The 25,419-nt window shown below is 60.5% G+C and carries 13 protein-coding genes; 7 read left to right on the top strand and 6 right to left on the bottom strand.

What is annotated here, in order from left to right; genetic code table 11:
* Nucleotides 1–40: 40 nt before the first annotated feature.
* Entirely contained in the window at nucleotides 41–1,576 is a 1,536-nt protein-coding gene (locus tag PspS49_RS19485) for an FAD-dependent oxidoreductase (protein ID WP_160041097.1), read from the top strand.
* A 124-nt stretch (nucleotides 1,577–1,700) separates the two neighbouring features.
* Here the strand turns inward: PspS49_RS19485 and hemB are convergent, their stop codons facing one another.
* On the bottom strand, nucleotides 1,701–2,675 hold the full coding sequence (gene hemB / locus PspS49_RS19490; RefSeq protein WP_127929055.1) for a porphobilinogen synthase: 975 nt from the start codon (nucleotides 2,673–2,675) through the stop codon (nucleotides 1,701–1,703).
* A gap of 247 nt (nucleotides 2,676–2,922) precedes the next feature.
* Complete coding sequence (locus PspS49_RS19495) at nucleotides 2,923–3,621, bottom strand: glutathione binding-like protein (RefSeq protein ID WP_160041099.1); 699 nt, start codon at nucleotides 3,619–3,621, stop codon at nucleotides 2,923–2,925.
* A 341-nt stretch (nucleotides 3,622–3,962) separates the two neighbouring features.
* Here PspS49_RS19495 and PspS49_RS19500 point away from each other — a divergent pair, with 341 nt between their 5' ends.
* Entirely contained in the window at nucleotides 3,963–4,637 is a 675-nt protein-coding gene (locus PspS49_RS19500) for a histidine phosphatase family protein (RefSeq protein ID WP_150651608.1), read from the top strand.
* A 119-nt stretch (nucleotides 4,638–4,756) separates the two neighbouring features.
* On the opposite strand, the gene mnmH is transcribed toward PspS49_RS19500, so the two are convergent.
* Nucleotides 4,757–5,860, bottom strand: a complete 1,104-nt coding sequence (gene mnmH / locus PspS49_RS19505; RefSeq protein ID WP_160041101.1) for a tRNA 2-selenouridine(34) synthase MnmH — start codon at nucleotides 5,858–5,860, stop codon at nucleotides 4,757–4,759.
* Entirely contained in the window at nucleotides 5,860–6,894 is a 1,035-nt protein-coding gene (selD, locus tag PspS49_RS19510) for a selenide, water dikinase SelD (protein WP_150775140.1), read from the bottom strand. The genes mnmH and selD overlap by 1 nt, the downstream gene beginning before the upstream one ends.
* 153 nt (nucleotides 6,895–7,047) lie before the next feature.
* Here selD and PspS49_RS19515 point away from each other — a divergent pair, with 153 nt between their 5' ends.
* From PspS49_RS19515 to PspS49_RS19525, 3 genes are all read left to right on the top strand, one after another.
* A complete protein-coding gene (locus tag PspS49_RS19515; RefSeq protein ID WP_127929059.1) occupies nucleotides 7,048–8,040 on the top strand; it encodes a hypothetical protein in 993 nt (330 codons plus the stop codon).
* A 13-nt stretch (nucleotides 8,041–8,053) separates the two neighbouring features.
* Nucleotides 8,054–9,712, top strand: a complete 1,659-nt coding sequence (locus PspS49_RS19520) for a lactate permease (protein ID WP_160041103.1) — start codon at nucleotides 8,054–8,056, stop codon at nucleotides 9,710–9,712.
* 106 nt (nucleotides 9,713–9,818) lie between these two features.
* Complete coding sequence (locus PspS49_RS19525; RefSeq protein WP_160041105.1) at nucleotides 9,819–11,225, top strand: hypothetical protein; 1,407 nt, start codon at nucleotides 9,819–9,821, stop codon at nucleotides 11,223–11,225.
* A gap of 71 nt (nucleotides 11,226–11,296) precedes the next feature.
* Here the strand turns inward: PspS49_RS19525 and PspS49_RS19530 are convergent, their stop codons facing one another.
* Complete coding sequence (locus PspS49_RS19530; RefSeq protein WP_160041107.1) at nucleotides 11,297–21,820, bottom strand: autotransporter-associated beta strand repeat-containing protein; 10,524 nt, start codon at nucleotides 21,818–21,820, stop codon at nucleotides 11,297–11,299.
* 514 nt (nucleotides 21,821–22,334) lie between these two features.
* On the opposite strand from PspS49_RS19530, the gene PspS49_RS19535 reads away from it, so the two are divergent.
* Together PspS49_RS19535 and PspS49_RS19540 are read left to right on the top strand one after the other, a co-directional pair.
* A complete protein-coding gene (locus tag PspS49_RS19535) occupies nucleotides 22,335–23,294 on the top strand; it encodes a nucleoside-specific channel-forming protein Tsx (protein WP_150751176.1) in 960 nt (319 codons plus the stop codon).
* Nucleotides 23,295–23,309: 15 nt separating this feature from the next.
* Entirely contained in the window at nucleotides 23,310–24,332 is a 1,023-nt protein-coding gene (locus tag PspS49_RS19540) for a purine nucleoside permease (protein ID WP_160041109.1), read from the top strand.
* Between the two features lie 121 nt (nucleotides 24,333–24,453).
* Here the strand turns inward: PspS49_RS19540 and PspS49_RS19545 are convergent, their stop codons facing one another.
* Entirely contained in the window at nucleotides 24,454–25,410 is a 957-nt protein-coding gene (locus PspS49_RS19545; protein WP_160041111.1) for a zinc-binding alcohol dehydrogenase family protein, read from the bottom strand.
* Between the last annotated feature and the right edge of the window lie 9 nt (nucleotides 25,411–25,419).

The following is a 25,419-nucleotide window of genomic DNA, read 5'->3' on the forward strand; positions in this document are numbered from 1 at the left end:
CTGATCCATACTTGCTGCACAGCAAACGGAGGACAGGCCCATGAACCGCAGCGACGTTCTGATCATCGGCGCCGGCCCGACCGGACTGGTACTGGCCCTGTGGCTGAGCAAACTCGGCGTGCGCGTGCGCATCATCGATAAAACCTCCGCGCCCGGCACCACTTCGCGAGCGCTGGCGGTGCAGGCACGCACCCTCGAGTTGTACCGGCAACTGGACCTCGCCGACACCGTGGTGCGCAACGGCCATCGGGTGGCCGCAGCGAATTTCTGGGTCAACGGCAAACCGGTTGCACAGTTACCGCTGAACCGCATCGGCGAAGGCCTGACGCCCTATGCGTTCGTCGAAATCTTCCCGCAGGATGAACATGAACGGCTGCTGATCGAGCGTCTCGAGGACTATGGCATCACGGTCGAACGCGACACCACGCTGGAAAGCTTCGAAGAAACCGGCGACGGCCTCACCGCGCATTTGCGCCTGCCCGATGGCGAGCAGGAAATCTGCCAAGCCTGTTATCTGGCCGGCTGTGACGGCGCCCGCTCAATCGTGCGCAAAACCCTCGACAGCGGTTTCCCCGGCGGCACTTATCAGCAGATTTTCTACGTGGCCGACGTCAAGGCCAGCGGCCCGGCGATGAACGGCGAGTTGCACCTGGATCTGGATGAGGCGGACTTTCTCGCCGTGTTTCCTCTCGCTGGCGAAGGCCGCGCAAGGCTGATCGGCACCGTGCGTGACGAACGTGCGGATCGCGCCGAAACCCTGGAATTTTCCGATGTCAGCAGCCGCGCCATCGAACATCTCAAGGTGCACATCGAAGACGTGCACTGGTTCTCTACCTACCGCGTGCATCACCGCGTGGCCGAGCATTTTCGCAGTGGCCGCGCGTTTCTGCTCGGCGACGCGGCGCATGTGCACAGCCCCGCCGGCGGTCAGGGCATGAACACCGGCATTGGCGATGCGATTAATCTGGCGTGGAAACTCGCCGCCGTGCTCAGCGGCGCAGCCGAACCACGCCTGCTCGACAGCTACGAAACCGAACGCATTGCCTTCGCTCGTCGACTGGTGTCGACCACCGACAAGGTCTTCAGTTTCGTCACCGCCGAAGGGCGTATGGCTGATCTGCTGCGCATGCGCGTGGCACCGTTTCTGATTCCGAAAATGGCCTCGTTCGAGGCCAGTCGCGAGTTCCTTTTTCGCACCGTTTCGCAGGTCACCCTCAACTATCGCGGCATGCCGTTGAGCCAGGGCGCGGCCGGCCACGTCCACGGCGGCGACCGCTTGCCGTGGGCGCATGATGGTGAGGGAGACAATTACGAACCGCTCAGACAGCCATGCTGGCAGGTGCATGTGTACGGTGACACCAGCGACGAAATGATCGCCTGGTGCCAGGAACATCATTTGCCGCTGCATGTGTTCGACTGGCGCCCGGCGTTTGAAACGGCGGGGTTGGGGCGTAATGGCTTTTATCTGCTGCGCCCGGATACCTATGTGGCGATTGCCGAGAACAGCGCGGACCCGAAAGTCATCGAACGCTACTTCCGCGATCACGGCATCCGGCCTTACTTCAACTGCCCCTGACACACTACAAATCAAATGTGGGAGCGAGCCTGCTCGCGAAAGCGTCGTGTCAGTCAACACTAATGTCAGCTGATAAACCGCTTTCGCGAGCAGGCTCGCTCCCACAGGGGTAACACGTTGGTCGTCAGATCCCGGCCAATGCCAGATCCATCGCAAAGTAAGTGAAGATCAAATCAGCACCCGCACGCTTGATCGCGCCCAGGCTTTCGCGCACCACACGATCCTCATCGATCGCACCGGCCTGTGCGCCGAACTTGATCATCGCGTACTCGCCGCTGACCTGATACGCCGACAACGGCAAGTTCGAGGCTTCGCGGATGTCGCGGATGATGTCGAGGTACGCACCGGCCGGTTTGACCATCAGCGCGTCGGCGCCTTCCTGCTCGTCGAGCAGCGATTCGCGCAGGGCTTCGCGGCGGTTCATCGGGTTCATCTGATAGCTTTTGCGATCGCCTTTCAGCGCGCTGCCACCGGCCTCGCGGAACGGGCCGTAGAGTGCCGAAGCAAATTTGGTCGAGTAAGCCATGATCGGAATCTGGGTGAACCCGGCCGCATCCAGCGCCTGCCGAATCGCCCGCACCTGACCGTCCATCGCCGCCGACGGCGCGATCACATCAGCACCGGCACGCGCCGCCGCCACGGCTTGCTTGCCGAGGTTGATCAGGGTCTGGTCGTTGTCGACTTCATGGTTGTGCATCACGCCGCAGTGGCCGTGATCGGTGTATTCGCAGAAGCACGTGTCGGACATCACGATCATCTCCGGCACTGCGTCTTTGGCAATGCGCGACATGCGCGAAACCAGGCCTTCTTCGCGCCAGGTGTCACTGCCGTTGCTGTCCAGATGGTGGGACACGCCGAAGGTCATCACCGACTTGATGCCAGCACGGGCATAACGCTCGATTTCGCTGGCCAGTTTGCGCTCGGGAATGCGCATCACACCGGGCATGCTTTTGATCGGGACGAAGTCGTCGATTTCTTCCTCGACGAAAATCGGCAGCACCAGATCATTCAGACTGAACTCGGTTTCCTGGAACAGGCTGCGCAGGCTCGCATTGCGGCGCAGACGGCGGGGACGTGCTTCGGGGAACTGACTGGACATGGGGCCTTTCCTGAAAACGGCAGATGAGACGAAAGTCGTAGGGGCGAAGCTTATGCCTTGCGGGGGCTGGCGTACAAACCTGGATCAATCAAGAGTGCATTACCGGGGGTGTAATAATCCCTCGGACTTTGCACATTCCCTTGTAGGAGTGAGCCTGCTCGCGATAGCGATGTGTCATTCGACATCAATGTTGACTGACACATCGCTATCGCGAGCAGGCTCACTCCTACATGGGGTTTGTGTTTAGTCAGGAAGGAATGGTCAGGCCTCGAACCACGGCCGGACGCGCGAGGAATCGCTCCAGCACACGGGTAACGTTCGGGAAGTTGCTGATGCCCACCAGATCACCGGCCTCATAAAACCCGATCAAATTACGCACCCACGGAAACGTGGCGATATCCGCAATGGTGTAACGCTCGCCCATGATCCAGTCACGGCCCTCGAGCCGGCCATCGAGCACTTTGAGCAGGCGTTTGCTTTCATCGACATAACGATCACGCGGACGTTTGTCTTCGTAGTCCTTGCCGGCGAACTTGTTGAAGAAACCGAGCTGGCCGAACATCGGGCCGATGCCGCCCATCTGGAACATCAGCCACTGGATCGTTTCGTAGCGCAGCACGCCTTCCTGCGCCAGCAACTGACTACTTTTGTCGGCCAGATAAATCAGGATCGCCCCCGACTCGAACAGCGGCAGTGGCTGGTCCCCGGGGCCGTGCGGGTCGAGGATCGCCGGGATCTTGTTGTTCGGGTTCAGCGAGAGAAACTCAGCGGACAACTGATCCTGGGTATCGAAAGCAACCTTGTGCGGCTCGTACGGCAGGCCGATTTCTTCGAGCATGATCGAGACTTTGACGCCGTTGGGCGTCGGCAAGGAATAGAGCTGAATCCAGTCTGGGTACTGCGCCGGCCATTTCTGGGTGATCGGGAACGCGGACAGATCGGTCATGGGAAGCATCCAGTCACAAATTAAGGGCTGATCATAATGTAGGCGCCGCGCAGGCCGCGATCTTTTGATCTTGAGCCTTTGCAGCCTGCAAAAAATCGCAGCCTGCGCCAGCGCCTCCATGAACCGTAACATCCTGTCGTTAACCTGCCACCAGGCCGCTGAACATAGCCGTTAGAGTGCTGCGCACTCTGACGATCGAACCAAACGGCCCTCAGGGGACTCTGAGCTATGCCTTTATTGCAAAGGAAGCCGTTCACGACAGGGAAAACACCCGGTGCTGGGAGCCCGTGGTGTAAAGGTTTGTCAGCCTTAATTGAATCAGCTGAAGAACTTTCTATTTCATGACGAACCTTATGCGTTTCGCCAAACGCTTCAAACATCGCGCGTATGTGGCCCTGCCTTCCCTGCTGGCTGTCAGTGCGCTGTTCCTGTCGCTTGAGTCCAGCGAAAGCCGTGCGCAACCGGTGGACGGCACCCAGACGCTGGTGTTCCTGCGCCACGCAGAGAAACCCGAGGGCGGTCTTGGTCAGCTCAACTGTCAGGGCCTGAACCGCGCCATCGACCTGTCGACCCTGCTGCCGGAAAAATTCGGCAAGGCCGATTACGTGTTTGCCGCCAATCCGACGCGCAATGTCGAGGAAGGTGAGCTGGACAACTCCTACAGCTACATCCGCCCGCTGATGACCATCAGCCCGGCGGCGATCAAGCTCGGTCTGCCGGTGAACATCGAGTTTTCGGCCAATGACACCAGCGATCTGGCCCGCGAACTGCTGGAAGACAAGTATCACAACTCGACGATCTACACCGCCTGGTCGCACGGCTATCTGCCAGAGTTGATCAACAAGGTGGCGGGCAAAGCAGTCGGCGAGAAGCAGAACATCACCGAGGACTGGGCGGGCAACGACTTTGACTCGCTGTATGTACTGACCCTGACCTGGCACAACGGCAAGGCCAGTCTGCAAAGCCACAGCTACAAGCAGGGGCTGGATAACGGCAAAGATACCTGTCCGACCTGAGTTTTGTGTGGCCTGGCCCGGCCCTTTCGCGAGCAGGCTCGCTCCCACAGGGGATTTGTATTTCACGCAGATCCAATGTGGGAGCGAGCCTGCTCGCGAAGGGGCCCGCCGCTACAACCTCAAAGCGTCTGATTCACCCGCTCACGCAAATACTCAAGCACCGCCTCACGCTCCCCGGCAAACTCGATCCGCCCGCCCTTCTTCTCACGCTGAAACACATACATCGGGTCGTAATAGTCGCGCAGCAATACACCGATCCACTCACGGAAGAGCTCGACCGAACCGTTGCGCGCCTGTTCGGACAGCGCCGCTTCCATCTGCAAATACATGCGTTGATAGCGCTCGCCACCCAGTCGTCGCTGAATATTGTTCAGGCTGGAAATCAATCGTTCCGCATACAAAGCAAAACCGAGCTCGCCATGCACAGCGACGAACTCGGCATGCAGGTCGATTACATAATCCTGCAGGATCCGCTCGACCCGATTGTCGAGGCTGTCTTCTAGCCAGACCAGAGGCGCCGCTTGCATGCCCCGATAAAGTGACAATGGCAAAGCACAGCTACCGACCACCCGACTCTCGTCTTCCAGGACAAATTGCCTGATCCCGCCGGCACGTTTTTTCAGCACATCAACGGCCAAGCGATTTTCGAAATCGATGTTCGTCGGTTGCCCGGTGGCACGCTTGCCAAAACTCGAGCCTCGGTGATTGGCATGGCCTTCCAGATCGAGACTATTGCTCAACTGCACCAGCGCCTCAGTCTTGCCCGTGCCAGTCATACCACCGAGCAAGACCAAGTCGCATTCGGCCACAGCCTGATCGACCGTCTCCAGAAGGAACGTGCGCATTGCCTTGTAGCCACCGCCGACACGCGGGTAATCGATGCCACCCTCATCCTTGATCCATTGCTGGACGATCTGCGAACGCAGGCCGCCGCGAAAACAATACAGATAACCATCGGGATTGTTACGGGCAAACTCGACCCAGCCTTGAATGCGTTGCTCCCGTATCTCGGCGGACACCAGCCGCTCACCCAAGGCTATCGCGGCTTGCTGCCCATGCTGTTTGTAACAGGTGCCAACCTGTTCGCGTTCACGGTCGTTCATCAGCGGCAGATTGACTACCCCGGGGAACGCACCGTGGGAGAACTCGATCGGCGCACGGGCGTCCATCATTGGCCGGTCGTTGAGAAAAATGTCACGGTAGTCAGTGCAGTCGCGGAGCATCAAATCACCTCGACTGCGTTCGTCTGTCGCTCAACCAGTTCGCCGATTGGCGCAAGGTTCAGGCCCAGTTCGGCGGCGACAGCAAGGAATTCTTCATTGCCTTCAGGCGTCACGGCGATTAGCAGACCACCGCTGGTTTGCGGGTCGCAGAGCACGCGTTTATGCAGCTCCTGCACACGGCCGACCTTGCTCGCGTAGCTGTCGAAATTGCGCAGCGTACCGCCGGGCACACAGCCCTGATCGAGGTAATACTCGACGCTGTCCAGACGCGGCACCCGGTCATAGGCAATGCGTGCGGTGAGCTTGCTGCCGTCCGCCATTTCCACCAGATGCCCGAGCAGGCCAAAACCGGTGACGTCGGTCATTGCCGTGACACCGGCGAGTTTGCCGAAGCGGCTGCCGGGTTTGTTCAGGGTGCACATCCAGTCGCGGGCCACGCCGACATCAGCGACACGCAATTTGCCCTTCTTCTCGGCGGTGGTGAGGATGCCGATGCCCAACGGTTTGGTCAGGTACAACAGGCAACCGGCGGTGGCGGTGTCGTTGCGCTTCATGTGGCGCTTTTCCACCAGTCCGGTGACGGCGAGGCCGAAGATCGGCTCCGGCGCATCGATCGAGTGCCCGCCCGCCAGCGCAATGCCCGCCGCGTCGCAAACGGCACGGCCGCCGCGAATCACTTCACGCGCCACTTCCGGCGCCAGCACATTGACCGGCCAGCCGAGAATCGCGATGGCCATCAGCGGATCACCGCCCATTGCATAGATGTCGCTGATCGCGTTGGTCGCGGCAATGCGGCCGAAATCGAACGGGTCATCGACGATCGGCATGAAAAAGTCCGTGGTCGACACCACGCCGCGCTCGGCATCGATCTCGTACACCGCCGCGTCATCGCGCGAGGCATTGCCGACCCACAGTTTCGGATCAAGGTTCTGCGCACCGCTGCCGGCCAGAATCACTTCCAGCACCTGCGGGGAAATCTTGCAGCCGCAACCGGCGCCGTGGCTGTATTGGGTCAGACGAATCGGCTCGCTCATGGGGGAGTCTCAGGCTGTTGATGGGGGCGATTCTAGCAGAGGTCCAAATCAGTCCGGCGGTGTCAATCCCTCTTAAGATAACTGAAGGCATATTGACATCACCCTTCAACCAGGGAGAATCGCGCAACGCTTCATTCAAAGTCAGGGACTACTATGAAACAACGCGCCTCCAAACCAACCGAAACTGGCTCCTTTATCGATTCTTGGCGACGCGAACCCGAGCCCTTTTGTCCAGAAAGTTTCAACACGACATTTATTTTCTCCTCTATCACCAGCGCGGTCGGCCGCGCATTCGATGCGACCCGCGAGACCGTTGCAGAAGCCGCTGACATCGTTGGAGACAAAGTCGGCGATCTGTATGGCGCCACCGTCGAAACGATTTCCGATGCCGCCGATGCGGTGACTGACGTCGTGACTGAAGCAGCCGAAAAGGTTGGCGATGCCGTATCCGATGCCTACAACTCCACTGTCGAAACCGCCTCCAACGCCGCCGACGTTGTGGCAGACGTTTACACCGCGGCCGTTGAATCCGTTGTGGACGCTGCTGACAAAGTGGGCGATGTCCTGAGTGATGCTTACGATTTCACCCGCGAAACCATCACCAGCGGTTACGACAGTTCCCGGGACTATGTAGCCGACTTCGGAACCTCGATGGCGACCTATTGGAATGCCAAAAAAGAACTGGAAGAGCGCAAGGAAAAAAATGCTGAAACTCGCGGCGAGAACCGCGAAAAGGCGAAGAGTGAGGTCAGGGAAAGGCGCTTCTGCGAGGCGCTCGCAAAAGCCAAGGCATGCATTGACAGCCATGAAGCCTATTTCCGCATGCTGATTGCCATGCAAGCCGTTGCACAGGCGAGCGCCGCGTGCAATGGCGGCGCCAGTGAAGAGGATAAGCAGCAAATCAATGAGTTCCTGCTGGGCATGGGTAGCGACTTCCTGCCCGCCAAAGTTCAAGCAGCGATGAATCTGCTCGCTAGCAATCCTCCGACGCTCAAGGAGGCTTTCATCCGAGCGCGAAAAACCGGAATTGAGGCGCAAGCGTTGTTCGATGAAATCATCGATTTCGTCACGACGCTGAACGGTGAAATGAGTGAGCCGCAGAAAGCGTTTCGCTCGGGATGGGCGCAGTTGTCTGCCGCTGCTTGAAAGGAGAACTGCCATGACGGATCGAATCGAACGTTTCAAAGCCCGGCAACGCCAGCAAGCAACGGTTGCCAGTGCGACCCGCCTCGTCGGGTTGCCCGAGGCTGACCTTGCTCGACAATTGCTTGAGGAGCCCCTGAGCCCTCTGCTGTTGGAGGGCGATTTTCTTGCCGCTGATTTTTCGGTGGAGCTTGACGTCACGGATGATGAAGCCCAGGAAGCGCTCAAAGGCTACTCGCAAGCGTTCAATCAGGAACGTTTCGAGCAACTCATCGGGGACAGTAGACGCGAGGTGTTGCAGGCTATTGCGGTACCTTTCGGGTTGGGTCGAGTGCTCGCGGTTTACGATAAAAAAGGCGGCAACGTCGACACCATCAATAACGCGAGGAATGAGGTGTACGCCAGCGATGCTGCTGCCAGGAAGTACACCGACTTGCCTGCTTATGATTCGGACAAATTTCACAAGGACAAGGCTTACACCGACAAAAACGCCAAAGACACGCTGGCTCAGCAATCGGGCACCCTCAAGGACGCCTACACAAACGAGACCTTCGGCCAGAACAAGAAGCAGGATCCGCGCAACCTCGACCACACCATTTCAGCCAATGAAATTTATACCGATCCGGGACGAGTGCTGGCCGATCTCGATGCACCGAAACTGGCAAATGTCGACTCCAATCTGAATCCGACGAAGAAAGCGCTTAACCAGTCAAAAGGTAAATTGAGTGCCACCGAACTTGTTGAAAAGCTGCAGACGCAGTCGGTCAGTCGTCGGGAGGAAATGCAGCGGCTGTCGGAGAAAACCGAACTGACGCCTAAAGAAGAAAATCGCCTCAATCTGCTCAAACAGCATGAAGCCATCGCGCAGAACCCTGATCTGCTGCTGGCGAAGGACAAGGCAGCACGTGCCGAGTATGAAAAGAAACTCAACGACGCCTATTACAAAAGCGACAAGTTCAAAGCGGACCTTGCCAGGACCAGCCTCAAGGAAGGCGGCAAAATGGCGTTTCAGCAAGCCTTCGGCGTCATGCTGATCGAGTTTTTCAGCGCAACGTTCGACGAACTGATGGACCTGTACCGCCATGGCCGAAGCCACGAATCGTTGGTCCCGGAGCTACGCGCGCGCCTCGGGCGCGTTGCCAAACGAGTCGGCAATCAATGGCAAACGGCGCTGGCTGCCGGTGGCGCAGGCTTCGTGGCCGGCGTACTGGCCAACCTGGTCACCACCCTGATCAACGTCTTTGTCACCACGGGCAAACGTGCTGTGCGCATGTTCCGTGAAGGATTCCTGTCGTTGCTCAAGGCACTGAAGACACTGTTGCTGCCTCCTGAGGGACTCACCCTGCGTCAGGCAGCACACGAGGCGATCAAGATCACTTGCGCCGGAGGTGTGATCATTGCCGGTGTCGCACTTGAAGAAGTCATCGAAAAACAAATGCTGCTGATTCCCGGGCTCGGCACTGTGGGGGCGATTTTGTCTGCGGTCATCGTCGGCGCACTGACAGGGCTGGCCAGCACTTTTGTTGTTTACCTGGTGGACAGGCTTGATCCTCTAGGCGTGAACCGCGACCGCGAAATCGTCGAGGTGGGTGAAAGGCTTGACCGGAGTCTGGCGCAGGCGATGGAAGAAAATGACCGGTTGCTGCTTGAGTTGGAAAGCAGTCTGGCGACTTGATCCAAGACGTAGCTAACGCCTTCTTTTAAAGAGTGGTGAAGTACACCATCCACCACAAGGTAGTTGTAACCATCCAACTACCTTATAAATATATCCAGGGATATACGTGTCCGAACTAATTGAGAATCTCGCAAAAGCCGGTTCGTTTTCAGTCAAGCTCATCATCGCACTTGGAATTTTCATTACATGGGGATATTGCGCTTTTCTTATCAACTTCTTCCCTACCGGACTTAATCTTGCCGACAGTCTTGTCTTTATCTTTATTGCTTTAGGATTTGGCTTCTTGTATTCCTACTGGCTAGGAGCAAGCTTTCTGGCTTTTAATTTTGCCTATTCAGCAATAAAAGAAAAAAACGGATTCGAAAAAATATTCGCTGCAATCTTCAGCTTCATATTTTTTGCCGCACTGGGACTCGTTGCCTATCTTCTCGCTGACTGGACGGCACTCGCAGCATCCGCTGCAAGCGGCTTTATGCTGCACATTTCTATCAATTTGTGGAAATCCGACTTACCAGGTGAAGACGCGGCTACCAAGCGAAAAAGAACATGGCAAAGAGTGCTTGTGTTTTTCCTGGCGTTCATCATACCTGCAGCATTGGTGCCTCCTCTTCTGGGAAAATTCATTGATGGCACTTTTGGCTTCATTGGTGTGCAGCAAAAAAATGTTTCCCTCGTGCTAAGTGAAGACAATCAGAAAATTGTAAGCGATGTCGCAAAAGAGCTTAATCTTTCAGTGTATGGCTGTACGAAAGACGGCAACCAAACCAACATTGTTCATCACTTCAATGTTCTTTGGCATGGATTGGGAGAACGCAGCTTGGTCCAGTTGCTTACCTACAATAACGAAAGCCAAAAATGGGATAAAAAAGTTGCAAAAATCGAGCTTGATCGCAGCGGCGTGAAGGTATTGACGCAAGAAAACAAGAACGACAGTTTCAATACCTGCGTGACACTCAATACCGATACTCTTTTTGACATTTATGTAGACAAAATCAGCGACGATGGAAAAGCCCGGCTGGGTGAATTCGCTACGGATACAAGAAACAAGCTTGAAACCGATCATCTGAGAATACTGTCGGCCACCATTACTGGTCACACCGACAGGCTACCAGTGCTAAAGGAAAACGATTCCAATGTCGCTCTCTCCCTGCGTCGCGCTAACAGCGTGTATATGGAAATCAAAGATCTGTTTAACGCAGACAAAAATGTTCACGTGAAAATGTTGGGTCAAGGTTCTTTGCAACCCAAGTCAGAATGTCCGCGAAATATAAGTATTCCCGAACAGAAGGAATGTCTGGCAGTGGACCGTCGCGTTGAAATCGAACTGAAAGTGCAAATGAAAGAAAAAGATCCAGTGCCCGCCGAGAATGACGCATTGAGCAAGGCTAAGGCGGCTGACCACTCGGATACGAAGACGCAAGCGTGCACTGACGAAAAAATTTCTGCCGACGCGTCTCCTGCCGCTGCCAAGCAGAACCCCACGAACTGCGGACCGGCACCCGTCACGCCATAGCAAACCATGCGATGTTTTGAACCCCAAAAAAAACCGCCCTTACGGGCGGCTAAAAGTGCTTCGACCCTAAATCAGAAGCCAAGGCTGAAGCTGATGGTCATCGCATGGTCATTGCTGTCGTTCGACAGTTGTCCGGAATAGCCGACCCCGAGTTTGCCGGTCGGGCTGATCTGGAAGTCGACTCCCGCTTCAACGATGGCGCTGTCCTTGGCGATCGGCACACCTTGGGTGCTGAACGAGGCGCCGCCGTCGATGAAGGTCAGATCAGCATCAGGCTTGGTGTCGCCGAAGGCATGGCGCCAGCCGATGGCCGCGCGCGGGGTGAATTGCCCGCCGTTGGCCAGGGTGATGACTTTGCCGGCACGTACGCCGAGGGTCGAGAAGGTGATGTCTTGGTCGGCATCGGCCTCCAGGCGCCCTGCTCCGCCTTTCTCCTTGGCTTTGTCGGTGTCGTAGTTGACGTAGGCGAGCCCTGCGAACGGCTCGAGGGCAATGCCACCGGCTTCAATGGTGTAACCGACTTCACCGAACACCTGCGCGCTGCGTGCGTCGTAGTTGGCTTTCAAGCGGTCGTTGTAGCTGCCGACGCTGACGTTGCGTTTGGTCTCGATGTCGTGCCAGCTGTAAGCCGCGCCGAGGCGCACCGCCAGGGCATCGAACTGCGAGTTGAGGTACGCCGCCAGGTGGTAGCTTTCGACGGTGGCATCCGAGCGACGGTCATGGGCATCGAGGTCGCTGCGGGTGTAACCGGCGGCCATGCCCACGCGCCACTGGTCATCGAGTTGCTTGTCGGTGCCGAGCATGAAGCCGCTGAGGTTGCGGTCGAGCTTCGCCGCGTTGCTGTCGCCATCCGACTCGCCCCATGCGCCGAGTGCACGGGCCCAGCCGACCATTTCGCCGTGGCAACCGTTGCTGCTCAGTTGGTTGCCACTTGGCGCCAGGGCGCGGCGTGGATCATCCGCCGCGCTGCATGACGGTTGGCGCATGCGATCGTTGACCGCGTCACGCACGTAGCGCGAATCCTCAAGGATGGCGCTGGCGGTGCTGGCGTGGATCTCACCGGACAGACTGTCGAAGGCGTTACGCGCACCGGCGACACTGAGGTTGACGATCTCGTTCTGCAACGCCGCGCCGGCCGGGCCGTTGTTCGACAGCGCGGTGGCGGTTCTGAACTGGTTGTCAGTGGCGGCGACATCGGCAAAGGAATTGCCGTTGCGGCTGACCACCAGATTCACTGCGTTGGCGTCATACACCAGTGCGGTATTGAGGAACGCGTATTGCGGCAGATCCGCAGCGCTGAAGGTGCCATTCACGCCACCGCCCGCGGTGATCAGCGAGTACGTGGTGTTGCCGGTGAACGGTGCCAGCGAGTTCACTTGCAAGGCGCCGCCCAGATTTGCGGTGCCGCCGATTGCCAGTGGCGTCGCGGTTGGCGAACTGACGGTCAAGGCCAGCACACCGTCGCTAGCGTTGGTCAGGTTACCGGCCACGCTCAGGGTGCCCGCTTCGGAGCCCGAGGCGACAACGCCATGGTTGACCACCGAGCCGACACTGCCGTTGCCGCTCAGACCGGCGCCGTTGGCCACGGTGACTTGCCCACCCAACGAAGCGCGCGCCGCAAGGCTGCCGACTTGCAACACACCTTGATCGACCGCGACCGTGCCGCTGAACGGATTATCACCGGTCAACAGCAAGGTGCCGGTACCGCGTTTGAGCATCGCGCCAAGTCCGCGCAGCGATCCATTGAACTGACCATTGAAGTTCTGCAAGAAGAGCAGCGATGCGTTGTTGAGGATATTGCCCTGCAGGCTGGTGGTGTTACCGACCAGCGTACCGCCGCTGACCGTGGTGCCACCGCTGTAAGTGTTGGCGCCACTGAGCACCAGCGTGCCGGAGTCGAGTTTCTCGATCCCGCCAGTGCCCACCAGCGGCGCGGAGATTTCCGCACTCGCGCCGGCGTTGACGCGCACCGGTGCGAGGCTGCCGTCCGTCCCGTTGACCGGGGTCAGCGTACCGCCAGCCCCCGGAACCAGGCTGTAGCCGCCGGCGAGGAATTGCAGGCCGGTGAAGTTCTGATTGCCCTGCACGGTCACCGTACCTGCCTGACCGCCGAACACCGCGAACTGCCCATTTGAAGCCAGGGCCTGAGTACCGCTCGGATCGGTCCAGTTGGTGTCCGGTCCCCACACACCGCTGCCGCCACCGATGCTGCCGTCTGGATTGGTGGTGCCACCGTTCCAGAACTGCACCTCACCCGGGGTGCCTTGCACCAGCAGGTTGATCTGATTGGCAATCGCAGTTTGCAGGGTCAGATTGGCCGCCGACACCGGCAGGCTGCCATACACCAGACCGTTGTCGGTCAGACTGCCGCCGTAGCTGAACAGTTGATAAACCCCGGTGCCGAAGCCGCCGGCGTTGCTGATGTTCAGCGTACCGTCGAGGGTCAGATTGCCGGCGACATTGACCACGGTGGTCGAACTGGCCGCCGAGCCGAGGCTGAAGTCCAGATTGGTCCCTGAGGACAGTGCCAGCGAACCGACCGACAACGGCGTCGCGGTGCCGCCACCGGCCAGCGTCGCACCGTCAGCCAGTTGCACAGCGCCACCGAGCTGACCGCCACCGCCGATGCTCGCGCCGCTGGCGACACTGACGTTGGCGCTGTTGAGCACACCATTGACGATCAGGTTGCCGGCCTGCACCGACGTGTTGCCGGTAAAGCTGTTGTTGCCAGCCAGCAGCAACTCACCGGTACCGGTTTTGTTCAGCGTGCCGGTACCGGTGAGGTTACCGGTGTAGCTGCCGTCGGCGTTTTGTTCGAAGGTCAGCGTTGCGTTGTTGACGATCGCACCTTGCAGGCTGCTGGTGTCACCGCGCGTAGTGCCGGCATTCAACGTGGTACCGCCGCTGTAGGTGTTGGCGCCGCTGAGCACGAGATCGCCGGCACCGTTTTTCACCAGACTGCCGGTGCCGGTCAGAGCACCGATCAGCGTGGTGTTCTGATTGCCGGCCAGGGTCAGTTGCGCGCCAAGGTTGACGGCGTTGGCCAGTTGCAGCGCCGAGGTGCTGTCGAGCGTGCCGTCACCGGTCACGTTAAGCGCAGCGCTGCTGATCGCACTGTTGTTGCCAAGAACCAGCGTGCCGCCAGCGAGCTGAGTGCCGCCGCTGTAAGTGTTGCTGCCGTTGAGGGTCAGGCTCGATGCGCCGGCCTTGATCAGGCTGCCGCTGCCGCTGACCACGCCGTCGAGGGTCAAGGCATTGGAGCCGGCAACGGTCAGACCACCGTTGACGACCACGTCGTTACTGAGGCTGACGGCCGCGTTGCTGTCCAGCGCTGTGCCGTCGGCAGCAGTCAACACGCCAGTGCCGAGCGCCGCGTTGTTGCCGACCACAATCTTGCCGCCATTGAGCGCCGTGCCGCCGGTGTAGCCGTTGGCCGCGTTGAGCACCAGCGTACCGCTGTCGTATTTGCCCAGCGTGCCGCTGCCGTTGAGCGCAACGCCGATGGTTGCCGTGGCGTTCGGGTCAACCCGCACCGTGGCATTGCCCAGCGAACCGTTGACCAGATTCAGCGAGCCCGCCGTGCCATTCACCAAGCTGTAGCCGTCAGTGACGAACTGCATGCCAGTGATGGTTTGTGCGCCGTTGACAGTGACCGTGCCGGCCGCGCCCTGGAACACCGCGAAGCTGTTGGTCCAGGCTTGGTTGGTGGTGCCGTTGACGTCGGTCCAGTTGGTGGTGCCGGTGCCCCAGGTGCCACTGCCGCCCTCCACCGAACCGTTGGCCACCAGTTGATTGCCGTCCCAGAACTGCACGGTGACGCCCGGTGCAGTCACCAGCAGGTTGATCTGATTGGCCAGTGCGGTTTGCAGTTGCAGATCGCCCGGGCTGACGCTACCCGGCAACGTGCCGAAGAGCATGCCGTTGTCGGTCAGGCCGCCGGTGTAGTCGATCAGGCGATAGACGCCGCTGCCAAAACCACCGATGTCGCTGACATTGAGGGTGCCGTCGAGGGTCAGGTTGCCGCCGACATTGACCAGCGCATTGCCGCCACCGGACACCGGTGTGCCGAGGCCGACGTCGAAGTTGGAATTGCCGTTGAACAGCAGCGAACTGACGCTCAGCGTACTACCGGTGACGCCCGCCAGATGACCGCCATCGGCCACCGTCACGGCACCGGTCAAGGTGCCGCTGCCACCGAGATTGCCGCCGCTGTTGACCAGCACGTTGCCACTGGCCAGTGAGCCGTTGACCTGCAAGGTGCCGGCGTTGACGTTGGTGTCACCGGTCAGGTCGCTGATGCCGCTGAGGGTCAGGGTGCCGCTGCCGAGTTTGCTCAGGCTGCCGTCGCCGCTGAGGATGCCGGCGAAGGTGCTGCTGACATTGTTGCCGCCGAGGCTCAGCGTATTGCCCGTGCCGATCAGCGCCGTGCCGCTGCCAGTAAGGCTGGCGAGGCTGCCCGATACACCGAGATTCAACGCCGCGCCGCCCGCGAGATTGACCGTGGCGTTGTTGCCCAGCGCCGCGCCGCTCAGTGTGGTCAGGCTGCCGGACGCCACATCGAAGGTGCCGCTGAAGGTGTTGTTGCCGCTCAGTGTCACGTCGGCCAGACCGTTCTTGGTCACCGTGCCGGCGCCGGCGATCACGCCGCCGAGGGTCAGGTTGTTGTTACCGGCCAGGGCCAGATTGGCATTGACGTTGAGGTTGTTGGCCAGCACCAGTGGCGCGGAGTTGTCGAGGGTCGAAGCGCCGGCCACCGTCAGCGCGCCGCTGCCCAGAGCGCCGCCAGTGCCAAGGGTCAGCGTACCGGCATTCAGTGTGGTGCCGCCGGAGTAAGTATTGATGCCATTGAGCGTCAGGTTCGACGCGCCGTCCTTGATCAGCCCGCCCGCGCCGCTGACGACACCTGCGAGGGTCAGGTTGTTGCTGCCGGTGTTGCTCAGATTGGCGTTGAGCACGACGTTGTTGCCCAGGCTCAGCGCGCTGTTGCTGTCCAGCGCCGAGGCGCCGGCTACGGTGAGGTTGCCCAGACCCAGCGCCGAGTTGCTGCCGGCGGTCAGGGTGCCGGCGTTGAGGGTGGTGCCGCCGAGGAAGTTGTTGTTGCCGCTGAGGGTCAGATTGGCGGCGCCGTTTTTGCTCAGGCTGCCGGCGCCGTTGACCGTACCGGCCAGGGTCAGATCCGCCGTGCCACCGACGCCGAGGTTGCCGGCCAGGTTGACCGCGTTGTTTACCGAAACCGCAGTGCTCGCATCCAGCGTGGTGCCGCCCGCCGCGTTCAACGTGCTGGAACCCAGCGCCGAGTTCGACGCCAGAATCAGTCCGCCGGCGTTCAGCGCCACCGGCCCGAGGAAGGCGTTGTTGCCGCCGAGGGTCAGGTTGGCCGTGCCGGTTTTGATCAGGCCACCGGTGCCGCCAATCACGCCGTTGAGGGTCAGTGCATTGCTGCCGACCACGGTGAGGTTGCCGTTCAGCGTCGCGGCGTTGGCCAGTGTCACCGCCGCGTTGCTGTCCAGTTGCGTACCGGCATTCGCCGTCAACGTTCCGGTGCCGAGTGCGGTGTTGCTGCCGACGATGATTTTGCCGCCGTCCAGTTGCGTGCCGCCGGTATAGGTGTTGGCACCACCGAGCACCAGGGTGCCGGCGTCGAGTTTATTGAGGATGCCGCTGCCATCGATATTGGCATTGATGGTCGCCGTCACGCCCGGATCGACGCGCAACGAAGTGGTGCCGCCGGTGCCGTTGACCGCTGTGAGTTGCCCCGCTGCACCGTTGACCAGGTTGTAACCGTCGGTGAGGAATTGCATGCCGGTGAACGCTTGCGTGCCGTTCACCGTCACCGTGCCGGCGGTGCCCTGGAACACCGCAAAATCACCCGCCCACGGCTGGTTGACCAAACCATTGGCGTCGGTCCAGTTGGTGCCGACCGCATTCCACGTGCCGCTGCCGCCATCGACCACGCCGTTGGCGATGGTCTGGCTGCCGTCCCAGTAACGGATGTTGCTGTTCGGCGCGGAGACTTGAATGTTGATCTGATTGGCCACGCCGGTCTGTACCAGCAGATCGCCGAGACCATAACCGACCGGCACGCTGGCCACGTCCAGACCGAGGTTGGTCAGGGCGCCGGTGTAGTTGAACAGGCGATACACGCCGACGCCGAAACCGCCGGCATCGCTGACATTAAGATTGCCGTCGAGGGTGAGGTTGCCACCGACATTCATCAGCGACGCGGTCGACGGTGTGCCCAGTGCCACATCAACGTTGCTGCCGGCGCCAAGCGTCAGAGCACTCGCCGACAAGGTGTTGCCCGACGACAACGCCAGATGCCCACCGTTGTTGATGTTGACCGCGCCGAGCGCCGAGCCGGTACCGGTCAGCGTGCCACCGGTATTGACGTTGACTTGCGCACTGCCCAGCGAACCACTGAGGTTCACGATACCGCCATCGATCGCGGTGTTGCCGGTAATGCCGTTGATCCCGGTGAGGTTCAAGGTGCCGGTGCCGACTTTGACCAGGCCGCCGCTGCCGCTGAGATCGCCGTCAAACGTACTGGTGACGTTGCCGCTGCCGACGGTCAGGGTATTGCTGCCGGTCAGTTGCACACTGCCGCTGCCGGTCAGCGCGCCGAGGCTGGCATCGCTGCCCAGATTCAGCCCGGCGCCGGCGCTGATGTTGACCCCGGAAGTGCTGCCCAGCGCATTGCTGTTGAGCGTGGTGACGCTACCGGACACGATATTCAGCGCACCGGTAAAGGTGTTGCTGCCAGCGAGGGTCAGATCCGACAGACCATTTTTGGTCAGGCTGCCAGCGCCGTCGATGATGCCGTTCAAGCTCAAATCGTTGTTGCCGGCGACGGTCAGGCCGGCGTTGAGCGTGATCGCATTACCGATGCCGAACGAGGCGCTGTTATCCAGAGTCGCCGCACCGCCGACGATCAATGTGCCGCTGCCCAGACCGTTGGCATTGCCCAGAGTCAGCGTACCGGCATTGAGCGTGGTGCCGCCGCTGAAGGTGTTGTTGCCGTTGAGGGTCAGGTTGGCTGCGCCGTCCTTGATCAACTGGCCGGTGCCACTGGTGACGCCGCCGAGGGTCAGGTTCTGCGTGCCACCCACGGTCAGCGCCGCATTGAGGGTGACGGCGTTGTTGAGGCTGACCAGCGGCGAGTTGCTGTCCAGTGTCGCGGCGCCACCGACGGTCAATGCACCGGAACCCAGCGCCGAACTGTTGCCGACGGTCAGGGTGCCGGCGTTCAGCGTGGTGCCGCCGAGGTAATTGTTGGCGGCGTTGAGAATCAGATTGGCCGCGCCGTCCTTCACCAGACTACCGGCGCCGCTGACCAGACCGGTCAGGGTCATATTCGCCGTGCCACCGATGTTCAAGGCGCCGGCAAGTGCCACGGCATTGTTCAGGCTGACCGCCGTGTTGGCGTCCAGCGTGGTGTTGGCCGCCGCGTTCAACGTACCGGAACCCAGCGCGGTGTTGCTGCCGACGGTCAGTTTGCCGGTGTTCAACGCGGTGTTGCCAAAATAAGTGTTGGCGCCATTGAGGGTCAGGTCGGCAGCGCCGTTCTTGGTCAGTCCACCGATACCGGCGACCACGCCGCCGAGGGTCAGCGCATTGGTCCCGCCCACAGTCAAGGTGCCGGCGAGGTTGACGTTGTTGGCCAGCGTCGCGGCGGCGCTGGCATCGAGGGAGGTGCCGTTCGAGGCGTTCAGTGTGCCGGTGCCGAGGGCGGTGCTGGAACCGACAATCAGTGAACCGGCATTCAGCGCCGTGGTGCCGGTGTAGGTGTTGTTGCCGTTGAGGGTCAGGCTCGATGCGCCGGTCTTGATCAAACCGTTGCCGCCACTGATCACCCCACCGAGGGTCAGCGCATTGGCGCCGCCAGCGGTGAGGTTGGCGTTGAGAATCACGTTGTTGTTCAGGGTCACGGCCGAACTGCTGTTGAGCGTGCCCGCACCTTCCACCGACAAGGCGCCGGTGCCCAGTGCCGCGCCGTTGCCGACCGTCAGGCTGCCGGCATTCAGCGTGGTGCCGCCGCTGTAAGTGTTGGTGCCGTTGAGCGTGAGGTTGGCGGCGCCGTTTTTCACCAGTTGGCTGGCGCCGCTGATCACCCCGCCGAGGGTCAACGCGTTGCTGCCGCCGATCCCCAGGCTGTTGTTGAGAATGACCGCGTTGTTCAGCGTCACCGCCGCATTGCTGTCGAGGCTGGCCACGCCGCCAACGGTGATATTGCCGCTGCCGAGCGCCGCGTTGGCACCCGCCGTGATCGTGCCAGCGTTCAACGCGACGGCACCGAGGAAGGTGTTGGCGCCGTTGAGAATCAGGTTGGCCGCGCCGTTTTTGGTCAGCCCGCCGCTGCCGCTGACGATGCCGCCGAGGGTCAGGTTGGCGCTGCCACCGACGGTGAGGTTGCCGCCGAGCGAAACCGCGTTGGTCAGCGCCACCGCCGTGCTGGCATCCAGCGTAGTGCCTGCCGCCGTGGTCAAGGCACCCGTGCCCAGCGCGGTGTTGGAACCGACAATCAGCGTACCGGCGTTAAGCGCAGTACCGCCAGAGAAGGTGTTGTTGCCACTGAGGCTGAGGTTCGCGGTGCCGTTTTTGATCAGATTGCCGGTGCCGCTGATGACGCCGCTCAGGCCCAATGCCTGCGTGCCGCCAAGGGTCAGATCGCCTGCCAACGCGACGGCGTTGGCCAGGGTCACCGCCGTGGTCGCATCCAGTGTGGTGCCAGCCGCCGCATTCAGCGCGCCGGTCCCCAGCGCGGTGTTGCTGCCAACGAACAGGCTGCCGGCATTGAGCAGCGTGTTGCCGCTGTTAGTGTTGTTGCCGCTCAAGGTCAGGCTGGCGCTGCCGGATTTGGTAATCCCGCCGGTGCCGGACAACACGCCACCGAGGGTCAGCGCATTGCTGCCGAGCACGTTGAGTGCGCCGGTCATCGCGATGTTATTGGCCAGGGTGACGTTGGCGGTGCTGTCCAGACTGGTGCCGGCGGCGGTATTCAGCGCACCACTGCCCAGCGAGTTGTTGTTGGTCACCAGCAGGCTGCCGGCGCTCAACGTGGTGGTGCCGGTGAAACCGCTGTTGGCGCCGCTGACGGTCAGGCTGCCAGTACCGGTTTTGGTCAGGCCACTGCTGCCGCTGATCAAGCCGCCGAGGGTCAGCGCGCCAGTGCCACCGGCGGTCAAGGTGCCGCCGAGGCTGATGGCGTTGGCCAGGCTGATGGTGCCCGGCGCGCTCAGTGTCGTCGCGCCGGTGACGTTGAGGGTGCCAGTACTGAACGCCTGATTGTTGCCCAACTGCACGGTGCCGCCATTGAGCGTGGTGTTGCCCAGATAGGTGTTGGCGGCGCTGAGATTAAGCTGGCCGGTACCGGCCTTGGTGAAACCGCCGCTGCCGGAAATCACCCCGCTCAGGGTGGTGGCGTTGCCGCCTTGCACGGTGACGCCGCCGGCACCGAGGGAAATCAGATTGCTGATGTTCAACCCGGCATTGCTGGCCTGCAGAGTACCGCCGTTGGAGGTGATTACGCCGCTGCCGAAGGTGGCGTTGTTGTTGAAATTCGCGATACCGCCGTTGAGCGTGGTCGCGCCACTGACCAATGGCCCCTGCAAGGTCCAGGTGCCGCTGTTGAGGGTCAGGTTGTTGAAGTTGATGTAGGTGGCGCTCGATGCCGTGCCAGTCCCGGTGATACCGCCGCCGACGCCAGCCGGGTTTTGCAGGATCAGGCTGTTGGTGCCGCCCGCACCGCCATCGACCGTACCGGTCGGGGCGAAGGTCAAGTTGATGCCGATCAAACCGCCGAGGCCGACGCTGATCTGTACACCGTCACCGACGTTGACGCTGGAGCCGGTCACCGCAGTGAAGGTGTTGGTGCTCGCCGCGCCCATCGACACACCGCCGGTAATCGCACCGGCGTTGGTGAAGGTGTTGCCCGCCGCCGAGGTTTCGAACGCGATCCGGCCGTTGATCACACCGGTGCTGCTGTTGGTCATGTTGACCTGCGAGCCACCGTAAACGCCTATCACCGGGGTATCCGCCAACGTGATGCCGCCGATCGAGAGTCCGGTCGAGGTGATGGTGCCGTTGTTGGTGATGCTGGTGGTGCCGGTTGCCGCGTTGTTAACCGAAAGGGCCAAGCCGTCGATGCTGGTCAGGTTGAGCCCGAGCAGCATGCCCGTACCACGGATGATTCCGCTGGCGTTGTTGAGCACACTGACCGTGCTTGTTGCGCCAGTGCCGATGAATGCACCGCCACTCAATACCGAAACCAGACCCAGCAGCGCCGGGTCAATCGTCCCGGAGTTGTTCAGCGAGATATTCACCCCGGTCAGGTCCATCACGTGGCCGCCGAGGGTCGCGTTCATCTGCGCCCCGCTGTTGACGTTGACCGTCAGGCCACTGGTGGCACTGGAGAAGTTGTTGAGAAACAGCGGCAGACTCGGCACGCCGGTACAGGTCACCGTCGAACCCGCCGTGGAGCACGTGGCCAGCGCAGGTGCGCTGACCCCGCCGAACAGCAGCCCGGCGACGCTCAAGTGCACAGCAAGGGAAAGAGGGGAAAAGCGCGAAACGAGGGCGACACCAAACCTTGCTTCCACGGGCTACTCCTTGTCGTGGCCAATTTCTTCCTTGAGGGCGCGCAGAACCGTGCTTATTCCACACGCGAATCAAGACTGCGACGGTCATCACAAAACCGCGTTATTGGGGACAACGCTAGTAGACGCCCGGCAATGGGGCACGGATTAAATGGTGTTAATACTTTAATACTAGAGGGGTCTGGAATCGGTGTTTCAGCCAGCCAGCACTGGTCTTGAGGGCGATACAAAACCTGTGGGAGCGAGCCTGCTCGCGAAAGCGGTGGGTCAGCTGAGAGCTACTTTTCTGATATTCAGCCTTCGCGAGCAGGCTCGCTCCCACAGGGGGCTTGGGGTGCGCAAAACCGTACCTGACCGCCCCATCAGCAAATGCTGCGAAACCTTCGAAATTTCAGAGCATTGAGAAAACTGGTACGCCTTGTGCAAACGTTTGCGTAACGTCAATACCAACGTTTTCGTAACAAAACCGTACAAGCCCACGGAACACGGGCCTCGATCCGCAAAAAAAGGACTTTGAATGCCCATCGCATGCCCTTTTCGCGCACCGTTTGCGCGCACGCTTGCTGTTTCCCTGCTACTGACTGGCGTTACCGGACTTCTCAGCCACAGCGCTGTGGCGCAACCGGCAGCCAAAGAAGAATCCGCCCAGGGCGAAGCCCTCAGCCCCGAAGCCAGTCCGCCGAAAAAAGGTGCCTATCTGTCGGACTGGTATAACCAGGACCTGATGTTGATTGGCAGCAAGGACATCAGCTTCGGCCCGCAACCGGCCGACGATATCTATCTGGAATACGAGTACTTCGGCCGCAAAGGTCCGTTCGAACTGTACGGCTATGTCGACATTCCGAAGATCTTCAACATCGGCAACAGCCACGACAAAGGTGTGTGGGATCACGGCTCGCCAGTGTTCATGGAGCACGAACCGCGTATCTCCATTGATTACCTCGCCGGCCGCAGCCTGGCCATCGGTCCGTTCAAGGAATGGTACGTCGCGTTCGACTGGATCTACGACCACGGCAGCCGCAAGGAGAACCGCGCCAACACGCTATACAGCGGCTTCGGCACCGACATCGACACCCACTCGCGGGTCAATCTGTCGGCCAACCTGTACGGGCGCTATCAGTGGGAAAACTACGGCGCCAGCAACGAATATTCGTGGGACGGCTACCGCGCGCAGCTCAAGTACATCGTGCCGATCGACAAATTCAGCAACGGCGCTTCGCTGACCTACATCGGTTTCACCAACTTCGATTTCGGCTCGGACATCCATAAAGACAACCCGGCACGCACGGCCAATGCGACGGTGGCGACCAACGTCCTGCTCTACTCGTTCACCCACTTGCGCTTCACCCTGGTCGGCCGTTATTTCCACAACGGCGGCAACTGGGAGGACGGCAGCGAGCTGAATTTTGGCGATGGCAATTTCCGTGCGCGTTCAAACGGCTGGGGTTACTACGCCGGCGTCGGTTATCAATTCTGAATCGAGGAGTTTTCCATGCAAGCAATGATGCGTTTGACCCTGGCCGGCGCGGCCCTGCTCTCTTCCACCGCGTGGGCCGCAGAGGCGCCGATTCAACCGAAAGTCATGCTGATCACCATGTTCGCCCCCGAGGCACAAAACTGGATTGATCGCCTGGAGTTGAAGCAGGAAATCCGCGTGCCGGGCCTGTCCGCCGAGTACCCGAGCATCCGCTGCAACACGCAGCAGGTCTGCCTGCTGACCACCGGTATGGGCCAGACCAACGCGGCCGCTTCGACATTGGCGTTGGCGCTGTCGCCGAAATTCGACCTGCGCAAAAGTTACTTCCTGATCGCCGGCATTGCCGGGATCAGCCCGAAACACGGGACCATCGGCACGGCTGCGTGGGCGCATTATCTGGTGGAGTTCGGCACGCAATGGGAGATCGATTCGCGCGATGCGCCGTCGAGCTGGCCGACCGGGTATCTGGGCATCAACACCAAGGGTCCGAACGAAAAACCGCCGCTGGACTACAAGACCGAAGTCTTCGAACTCAACCCGAAATTGCAGGCCAAGGCCTTCGCCCTGAGCCACAAGGTCGAGCTGAGCGAAAGCAAAGAGTCCGCCGCGTGGCGTCTGAAATACCCGGCGGCCCCGGCCAACCAGCCGCCGGTGGTGACGCGCTGCGACACACTGGCGGGCAACACCTGGTTTTCCGGCACGCGCCTGAGCGAACGGGCCGAGGTCTGGACCAAACTGCTGACCGACAACAAGGGCGAATACTGCACGACGCAGCAGGAAGACAACTCGACCTATGAGGCGTTGCTGCGTGCCAGTCGTGAAGGTCTGGTCGATGTGCAACGCCTCGCCGTGGTGCGTGCCGGCTCCGACTTTGACCGCCCGGAGCCGGGTGGCAGTGAAGTGGACAACCTGCTCAAGTACGCCGATCAGGGCGGTTTTGTGCCGGCGCTGGAGAACCTCTATCGCGCGGGTAATCCGCTGGTGCAGAACATCCTCAAGCATTGGTCGGCATGGGAAAACGGCGTCCCGCAATCCTGAGCCCGACACCGATCTACTGTAGGAGTGAGCCTGCTCGCGATAGCGGTGTGTCAGTTTAATCATGAGTGACTGATACACCGCTATCGCGAGCAGGCTCACTCCTACACGGGTTTGCGGTGGGTCAGGGAATTAGGATGACCTTGTCGCCGCTGCCCTGATTCACATCCGCATAACGCTGTAGTCCCTCGGTCAACGGCGCTTCGACCAGCCCTTGCGGCAACGGCAACAACCCTTCATCAAAGAACCGCCCGAACTGCTCCAGCATCGCCGCACAGGCTTCTACGCCATACAGCAACGAATTGATCCCGACCACCGAACCGCCCTTGCGATACAGCGCCAGTGCCGGCAATTGCACATGCCCGTCCACCGGCGCGGCGATGATCGCGATCCGTCCGAAGGTGGCCAATGCCGCCACCGACGCCGGCAGCCAGAAACCGGTGGTGTCGAAGATCACATCGGCGCCGCCGCGATACACCGCATTGACTTGCGCACCGAGGTCTTCCGGCTTATCCAGCTGAATCGTCTGATAACCCTGTGCCTGCAAATCCGCGATCTGCTCCGGGCGCCGCGCCGCCGCCAGCAACTGCGCACCACGCACCTTCGCCAGCGCCAATGCTGCGGTCGCTACTGCCCCGCCGCCGATCACAAGCAAACGCGTTTCGGCCGTCACCAGACTGCGTTCCAGCGCATCCCACGCTGTGGTGTAAGGCACGCCGAGGCTGGCGGCCTGAGTAAAACTCAGGTGCGACGGTTTGTGCGCCACACCATTGGCCGGCAGTTTGACGAATTGCGCGTGAGTGCCGTCGGCGAAAAAGCCCAGCTCACGGCCAGTGCCCCAGACTTCCTGACCGATCAAGGCCTGCGGGCCTTCGACGACAACGCCGGCGAAATCGCGGCCGGGAATCCGTGGCAGCGTGGTGTACGGAAAACGGCCGAGGACGTTTTTCACATCGCTGGGGTTGAGGCCGGCCGCCTTGATCTGCACCAGCACTTCGTCAACGCCGGGTACCGGGGTCGGTACATCGACGTAGCGCAAGGAAGACAGGTCGCCGGTTTTATCGAATTGCAAAGCTTTCATGGACACATC

Source organism: Pseudomonas sp. S49 (assembly GCF_009866785.1).
GTDB lineage: Bacteria > Pseudomonadota > Gammaproteobacteria > Pseudomonadales > Pseudomonadaceae > Aquipseudomonas.

Excerpts from the sequence above, each read along its gene's own strand:
- PspS49_RS19535 (WP_150751176.1), top strand. The coding sequence starts at position 22,335 with ATGCCCATCGCATGCCCTTTTCGCGCACCGTTTGCGCGCACGCTTGCT.
- PspS49_RS19515 (WP_127929059.1), top strand. The coding sequence starts at position 7,048 with ATGAAACAACGCGCCTCCAAACCAACCGAAACTGGCTCCTTTATCGAT.
- PspS49_RS19495 (WP_160041099.1), bottom strand. The coding sequence starts at position 3,621 with ATGACCGATCTGTCCGCGTTCCCGATCACCCAGAAATGGCCGGCGCAG.
- PspS49_RS19485 (WP_160041097.1), top strand. The coding sequence starts at position 41 with ATGAACCGCAGCGACGTTCTGATCATCGGCGCCGGCCCGACCGGACTG.
- mnmH (WP_160041101.1), bottom strand. The coding sequence starts at position 5,860 with ATGCTCCGCGACTGCACTGACTACCGTGACATTTTTCTCAACGACCGG.
- selD (WP_150775140.1), bottom strand. The coding sequence starts at position 6,894 with ATGAGCGAGCCGATTCGTCTGACCCAATACAGCCACGGCGCCGGTTGC.
- PspS49_RS19540 (WP_160041109.1), top strand. The coding sequence starts at position 23,310 with ATGCAAGCAATGATGCGTTTGACCCTGGCCGGCGCGGCCCTGCTCTCT.
- hemB (WP_127929055.1), bottom strand. The coding sequence starts at position 2,675 with ATGTCCAGTCAGTTCCCCGAAGCACGTCCCCGCCGTCTGCGCCGCAAT.
- PspS49_RS19520 (WP_160041103.1), top strand. The coding sequence starts at position 8,054 with ATGACGGATCGAATCGAACGTTTCAAAGCCCGGCAACGCCAGCAAGCA.
- PspS49_RS19545 (WP_160041111.1), bottom strand. The coding sequence starts at position 25,410 with ATGAAAGCTTTGCAATTCGATAAAACCGGCGACCTGTCTTCCTTGCGC.
- PspS49_RS19500 (WP_150651608.1), top strand. The coding sequence starts at position 3,963 with ATGACGAACCTTATGCGTTTCGCCAAACGCTTCAAACATCGCGCGTAT.